This is a genomic window from Streptomyces sp. XM83C (assembly GCF_023072675.1).
Taxonomy (GTDB): domain Bacteria; phylum Actinomycetota; class Actinomycetes; order Streptomycetales; family Streptomycetaceae; genus Streptomyces; species Streptomyces thermocoprophilus.
On sequence record NZ_JALLGL010000349.1, the window covers coordinates 1 to 6,068 of the forward strand.

A 6,068-nucleotide genomic window follows, 5' to 3' on the forward strand; every position below is an offset into this window, starting at 1 on the left:
GTCGTCACGACCGGTCTGCTGGACCACCTGGAGTCCGGTGAGCGGCGGGCGTTGTTCGCGCACGAACGGGCACATCTCGCGGCCCGTCACCATCGCCATTTACTTGTGGTACGGCTGTCGGCGACCGCCAATCCGTTCCTGCGCCCGCTGAGCACGGCCGTGCAGTACACGACCGAGCGGTGGGCGGACGAGGAGGCGGCGCGGGTGGTGGGCGACCGTCGTACGGTGGCCCGCGCGATCGGCAGGGCGGCGCTGATCGCCCGTGCGACGCCGTGGCCGACGGCCGCCGGTTTCGCGGCGCGGGGCCCTGTGCCGCGCCGGGTGGAGGCGCTGCTGGCGCCGGCGCCGACGGCCCGCAGCTGGCCTTCGCTGTTCACGGCGGTGGGGCTTGCGGCCTGGACGGCGGCTGCGGGTACGGCGGTGTCCGCGATGTCGTCGGCGAACTCGGCGGTGACGATGGTGCTGATCCTGCACGCGGCGACACCGCTCTGACGGCGGGCGCCGGGTCAGGGGGCATGCCCCGCCGACCCGGCCGCCGATGGTGCGCTGGTGGCACGCAGATCGGGCGCTCGCGGCGCACAGATCGTGCGGTCGCGGCGCACAGATCGTGCGCTCGTCGCACGCAGATCGTGCGCTCGTCGCACGCAGATCGTGCGGTCGTGGCACGCAGATCGTGCGGTCGTGGCGCACAGATCGTGCGCTCGTGGCACGCAGATGGTGCGTTCGTGGTTCAGAGGTCGAACTCGTGCGGAGGCAGGTCCAGGGCGTAGCACGCCTCGCGGACGACGGCCTGCTCGTCCTTGTCGAAGTTGCCGTCGGCGCCGCCGATGACGATGCCGATCTGGATCACGGCCCGCGCCTCCGCCGGCTTCTTCTTCGCCTTGGCGACCTCCTGGAGCACGCTGACCTTGCCGAAGGCGAAGTCCGTGTTCAGCTTGTTCAGGTTGTCCTCGAAGCGGCGGCGCAGATCCTCGGCGTCGAAGTTCTGCAGGACCTCGTTGGTGGCGATGAGCTGGGCCACGCGCTGCCGCTCTGACGGGTCGACGGTGCCGTCGGCGGCGGCGACCAGGGCGCACATGGCCATGCTCGCGTCGCGGAAGGCGCCGCTCTTCAGGTCGTTCTTCTTCGCCACGAGCTGGGTCTGCATCTGCGATGCGGATTCCTTGATGCGGTCCCACAGGGCCATGAGAACTCCATACGGTCAGACGGAGGGCCCGGTACGCCCGTACGACGTCCCGCGCCCGTTGATTTCTACAGCAACGTAGAAACTAGCGGGGCGCGGGATTAGTTCCGGGGCGGACGGAAAACTTCCCGGAGTGGTGTCGTACGGACGGCGGGGCGGAGCCGATCAGGCGTCGCCGGAGCGGGCACCCTTGGCTGCCCGACGCCCGAACGCGTAGTAGCAGCCGAGCAGAACACCGCCGACAGCGGCGACGATGCCGGTGGCCTCACCGGACCCGAAGGCGCCGACGAGCACGACGACGGCCGCGTACGCCACGGGCAGCAGCCAGTTGAGCGAGTTGCCGAGGAACGTCGATCGCGAGCTGTGTTCCACAAATTCCCCCGTTGTTCGGATGATCGGTCAAGTGCGGCGCTGATCATCTCACTTCGGCCCGGTGACGGAAACAGGTTGGCGGACCTGTTTGCCGAAGGGTGACGATTCTTACGGGCGGTCAGGCGACGGCAGGGTGATGCTCGTCGTGCTCGCGGCACCCACCGCAGAGGCCGGGCTCGTACGAGCGGAAGGCGCGGTCGCAGCCGTCGCAGGTCTGGAGGGGTGCGGGGCGCACGGCGCGCTCGGCGGGCGGTGGCTCTGGCAGGGGTGTCTCGCGCAGGCGGTAGGCGAGGATGGCCGCGGGTCTGGCCAGGAAACGTCTCGGTGGTGGTCCTCCCTCACGGATCGGATCATGTCGAGCGACATGAGGGCGGCAGAGCAGCCGCCCGAAGCCGACGTCAGGTGAGTGCGAACCGCCGCACATCGGTGTCGTCTTCGACGAGTTGGCCGTCATGAGCGCCTTCGGCGCAGGCGGTCCCTGACCCGTCGGGCATGGTGAGCAGCGTGAGGGAGCCGCCCATGACGTCATGCTCGCCCTGGTCGAACGGCAGTACGTGCAAAGTGACATGAGGCATTGCGGCGACCCGCAACAGGTGCGGCAACTGCTCGCGCATGACGACCGGCACGCCGACGGACCGTAGAAGCACGGCTGCGTCGAGCACGACCCAGAGCGCGGGACGATCACCGCTACGAAGACAGCGGGAGAAGCTCATGCGTTCGGAAGGCCGGCTGATCGAGTTCTGGATCGTCAGGTCCGGGACGGCAGAGACCGAACCGGTGGAGACGGCCCGGCGGCGTCGTGGTCGAGCGCCAGGCGACGTACGCGGAGCGGGCCGCCGGGCCGCCGGGCCGCCAGGTCGCCGGGCCGCCAGGCCGCCAGGTCGCCAGGTCGCCAGGTCGCCAGGTCGCCAGGTCGCCAGGTCGCAAGTGAGGCCGGCTGCTCCTCGTGACCGCCATGAGGAGCATCACCCCTACGGCGGTACGGACCCGCCTGGTCTGCCCTGCCAGGTCGTACCCGGCGATCCGGGCCTGGCCGGCGTCGGCGGGGACGAGGGCACCGTTCGGGCCTAGGAGGCCGAGGAGGCCGAGGAGGACGAGGAGGACGAGGAGGGCGAGGAGGGCGAGGACCGTGCCGGCGGGCACGGCCGGGGCTTCACGGCGGTGTCCGTGTCCGCAGGTGGTGTTCTTCAGGGCTGCCGGATTTCGGGCTCGGCGGCGGTTTCGGTGCTCGGCACCGGCGGTCGTACGTCGGCGGGGCTCGGCATGCGGGCGGTGCGGGTCTGCTTTTTACTGAGGCCGCATGGACGTCAAGGCGGGCCCCGAGCCGCCGCTGTCCCCCGAGGACACGCTGCGGCAGACGCTGATGAGCCGTGGGTATCTACGGCTCCTCCTGCTGTGTGTGCTGCTCGGGGTGCCGATCTCGCTCGCGGCGTTCTTCTTCGTGAGCTTCCAGCACCAGCTCCAGCACTGGGTGTGGGAGTCCCTCCCCGACGCCGTCGGGTTCGACCGCGCGCCTTGGTGGTGGCCGCTGCCCGCGATGCTGCTCGCCGGGCTGATCCTCGCGCCGGTCATCACCCGGATGCCGGGAACCGGCGGGCATGTGCCGGTGAACGGTCTGGGCGGCCCGCCGCTCGGCCCGGACGCGCTGCCCGGCGTCGTCCTCGCCGCCCTCGGCACGCTGCCGCTCGGTGTTGTCCTCGGTCCGGAGGCCCCTTTGATGGCGCTGGGCAGTGGGCTCGCCCTCTTCGCCGTGAAGGTGTTGCGGGCGTCGGGCGAGGGTTCGGGCGGTGCGGGATCGGGCGGTGGGGGCGGCGGTCCCGCGCTGGTTCTTGCCACCGCCGGGTCCACCGCTGCCATCGCCACCATCCTCGGCGGGCCCGTCGTCGCCGCCCTGATGGTCGTCGAGGCGGCCGGGATCGCCGGACCCCGGCTGGTCGTCCTGATCCTTCCCGCGCTGCTGGCCTCGGCCACCGGTGCGCTGGTGTTCACCGGGTTCGGCGAGTGGACCGGGCTGGAAATCGGCGGGCTGCGCCTGCCGGACGTCCCCCCGGACGTCAACCCGGACGCGGGCGACTTCCTGTGGGGCGTGCCGCTCGCCGCGCTGATCGCGGTCGTCGTCTGCACGGCCAGGGCGCTCGGCCGGGCCACGGTCACCTGGACCGGCCGCCACACGGCCCGCCGTACGGTCATGTGCGCCGTGGCGGTCGGCGTGTGCCTGGCCGCGTACGCGCTGATCACCGGGCTCACCCCGGAGAACGCCGCGCTCTCCGGGCAGCTGGCGCTCGGCGAACTCGCCGCCCATCCGAACGCCGAGTCCGTCGGTGACCTGCTCGCGCTCGTCGTGTTCAAGGGGCTGGCCTGGGGCATCTGCCTGGGCGCGCTGCGCGGCGGCCCCATCTTCCCCGCCGTGCTGCTCGGGGCCGCACTGGGCGTCGCCTGTTCCGGGCTGCCCGGTCTGGGGGTGACGCCCGGGCTCGCGCTGGGTATCGGGGCGGCGACGGCCGCCACGACCGGGCTGCCGGTGACCAGTAGCGTGCTCGCCGTACTGCTGATGGGCGTGGACGCGGCCGATCAGATGCCGCTGATCGTCGTGTCGTCGGTGGTGGCGTTCGTCGTCGCCCAGGCCGTACGCCGTCCCCTGCGGATCAGGACGGCGCCGGGTACGCCTCCCGGGGCCGGAGCGTCTCCGGAGGCCGGAGCGTCTCCGGGGTCAGGGCCTACCGGGTCGGCAGGGCCGACGAGGCCGACGAGGCCGGGGCAGGGGTCGGCGTAGAGGCAGGACCGTCGTCGCGTCTCCCCACCCGCGTCCTCACCAGCGCCCTCCCCCGTCAGGCGCGTCGGCGTCCCGGCGGCAGGTGTCGGGGTGTCGTCAGCACGCCCTGCGGCGCGTCTCGCGCAGGCCGCGCGAGGTCTGCGGCTCGATGAGCAGGGCGTCGGCTCCGGGAGCCATCCGCCTGCGGTCCCGGCGGACCAGTACGCCGGTGCCCAGGGCCACGATGATCGCGGCGACCAGCGGTGCGATGAGGAAGGACGTCAACGGCTCTCCCTTCGTCGGGCCTCGGCACCAGGCCGTCTCGGCAACAGGGTCGTCTCGGCAACGGGTCGCACTCGGCCCGCCGGGGCCTTCCGTACTGCTCCCCGCGACGAATGATGCGGGGTACCCGCTCGTCCGCGCATTGCCGGGTTCCGGCAGAGTTCGGCCGGGGCTTCGTGCCGGGACGCCGCGCGGGCGTGCGGTCGTTGCCGGGAGGCGGTGAGGCCGGGGAAATGCGGAAGGTGGTGGAGCGGAAGGGGCGGGGCGCCAATGGACCTTTCGAACCGGTGCTCTTTGGCTCTGTCCACCGGGCCATGCGCCCGTCAGGGTGGGAGTGATCCCCACCTGTGGAGGCCCCTTTGAGTATCACCTTCCGGCACGCGGACCAGGCATGGTCCGATCACCCCCGGCTGGCCGCCGGCGCGCTGTACGTCACCGGTGTGGACGCGTCGGCCGATGTCGGGGCCCGGGTCGCCGCGTACACCGAACGGGCGCGGGCGCGGCTCGCCGTGGCCGGTGAGGGCGAGTTCCCCGAGGTGGTGGCGTGGCGGCGGGCGTTCTCCCGCATGGGGCTGAAGCCGACGCAGTACCGGTGCGCGTCGGAGTCGCTGCTGCGGCGACTGCGCAAGGAGGGCACGCTGCCGCGCATCCATCCGGTGGTCGACCTGTGCAACGCGGTGTCGGCCGCGTACGCCGTCCCGGTCGCGGCACTGGACGCGGACCGCATCACCGGCCCGCTGCTGGAGGTGCGTCCCGCGCGCGGCGACGAGCGGTACACGCCGTTCGGTGGCGGGACGGAGCACCCCGTACCCGGCGAGGTGACCTTCGCCGACTCGGCCGGTCGGGCGCACGCGCGGCGCTGGACGCACCGGCAGAGCGGTCACTCGGCCGTCGGGCCCGGCACCCGGCGTGTCCTCGTCGTGGCCGAGGCCCAGCACGACGACGGCGCCCGGGTCATGCCGGACCTGGTACGGACACTCGCCGGGGAACTGTCCGCCCACGGCGCCGAACCGGTCGCCTCGGCCGTACTCACCCCCGCAGCACCGGAGTTCGTGTTCCGGGCATGAGCCCCGGAGCGGCGAGGCAGCGCACCATGGTCACCATGAGCACCCGCAGCCGCAGCGCCGGGGCACCCGGCCGTACCCGGGTTCGCGGCGACGACGCCGTGCCCGCCGGTCCGGAGCCCGAGGGGCACGGCTCCGACTTCCTTCAGCTCGACGTCCGGGACGTGCCCGCCGACGGCAAGGCGGACTGGCTGGCCGGCGAGCTGCGGCGGGCCATCGCCGACGGCCGGGTCGCCGTGGGCAGCAGGCTGCCGCCGACCCGTGTCCTCGCGGCCGAGCTGCGGCTGTCGCGGGGCGTGGTCACGGAGGCGTACCGCAGGCTGGCGGAGGACGGCCAGGTGGAGGGCCGGCGGCGGGGCGGCACGGTGGTCGTCGCGGCGCCGTTCGCACCGGCGTCCAGGGGGGTGCCGGGGGC

General features: G+C 72.8%; 9 protein-coding genes. 4 read left to right on the forward strand and 5 right to left on the reverse strand.

Annotation, left to right across the window (positions count from 1 at the left end):
• Nucleotides 1–492 (forward strand): M56 family metallopeptidase (locus MTQ10_RS26750; RefSeq protein ID WP_247472752.1); only part of this gene is annotated, 492 nt, incomplete at its 5' end.
• A 238-nt stretch (nucleotides 493–730) separates the two neighbouring features.
• On the opposite strand, the gene MTQ10_RS26755 is transcribed toward MTQ10_RS26750, so the two are convergent.
• The 4 genes from MTQ10_RS26755 to MTQ10_RS26775 all read right to left on the reverse strand — a co-directional run bounded on the left by MTQ10_RS26755 (nucleotide 731) and on the right by MTQ10_RS26775 (nucleotide 2,698).
• Entirely contained in the window at nucleotides 731–1,186 is a 456-nt protein-coding gene (locus MTQ10_RS26755; protein ID WP_247472754.1) for a tellurite resistance TerB family protein, read from the reverse strand.
• Between the two features lie 162 nt (nucleotides 1,187–1,348).
• Nucleotides 1,349–1,555, reverse strand: coding sequence for a hypothetical protein (locus MTQ10_RS26760; RefSeq protein ID WP_247472756.1), 207 nt, complete (start codon nucleotides 1,553–1,555; stop codon nucleotides 1,349–1,351).
• 398 nt (nucleotides 1,556–1,953) lie between these two features.
• Complete coding sequence (locus MTQ10_RS26770; RefSeq protein ID WP_374117701.1) at nucleotides 1,954–2,217, reverse strand: Scr1 family TA system antitoxin-like transcriptional regulator; 264 nt, start codon at nucleotides 2,215–2,217, stop codon at nucleotides 1,954–1,956.
• A 25-nt stretch (nucleotides 2,218–2,242) separates the two neighbouring features.
• A complete protein-coding gene (locus MTQ10_RS26775; RefSeq protein WP_247472758.1) occupies nucleotides 2,243–2,698 on the reverse strand; it encodes a hypothetical protein in 456 nt (151 codons plus the stop codon).
• A 157-nt stretch (nucleotides 2,699–2,855) separates the two neighbouring features.
• On the opposite strand from MTQ10_RS26775, the gene MTQ10_RS26780 reads away from it, so the two are divergent.
• Entirely contained in the window at nucleotides 2,856–4,328 is a 1,473-nt protein-coding gene (locus MTQ10_RS26780) for a chloride channel protein (RefSeq protein ID WP_247472760.1), read from the forward strand.
• Between the two features lie 96 nt (nucleotides 4,329–4,424).
• Here MTQ10_RS26780 and MTQ10_RS26785 read toward each other — a convergent pair whose 3' ends face one another.
• A complete protein-coding gene (locus tag MTQ10_RS26785) occupies nucleotides 4,425–4,592 on the reverse strand; it encodes a hypothetical protein (protein ID WP_247472761.1) in 168 nt (55 codons plus the stop codon).
• Nucleotides 4,593–4,948: 356 nt separating this feature from the next.
• On the opposite strand from MTQ10_RS26785, the gene MTQ10_RS26790 reads away from it, so the two are divergent.
• Nucleotides 4,949–5,656, forward strand: coding sequence for a B3/B4 domain-containing protein (locus tag MTQ10_RS26790; RefSeq protein ID WP_247472763.1), 708 nt, complete (start codon nucleotides 4,949–4,951; stop codon nucleotides 5,654–5,656).
• A gap of 35 nt (nucleotides 5,657–5,691) precedes the next feature.
• Nucleotides 5,692–6,068 (forward strand): GntR family transcriptional regulator (locus MTQ10_RS26795; RefSeq protein ID WP_247472766.1); only part of this gene is annotated, 377 nt, incomplete at its 3' end.

Coding starts and splice junctions, on each gene's coding strand:
- MTQ10_RS26755 (WP_247472754.1), bottom strand. CDS start 1,186: ATGGCCCTGTGGGACCGCATCAAGGAATCCGCATCGCAGATGCAGACC.
- MTQ10_RS26780 (WP_247472760.1), top strand. CDS start 2,856: ATGGACGTCAAGGCGGGCCCCGAGCCGCCGCTGTCCCCCGAGGACACG.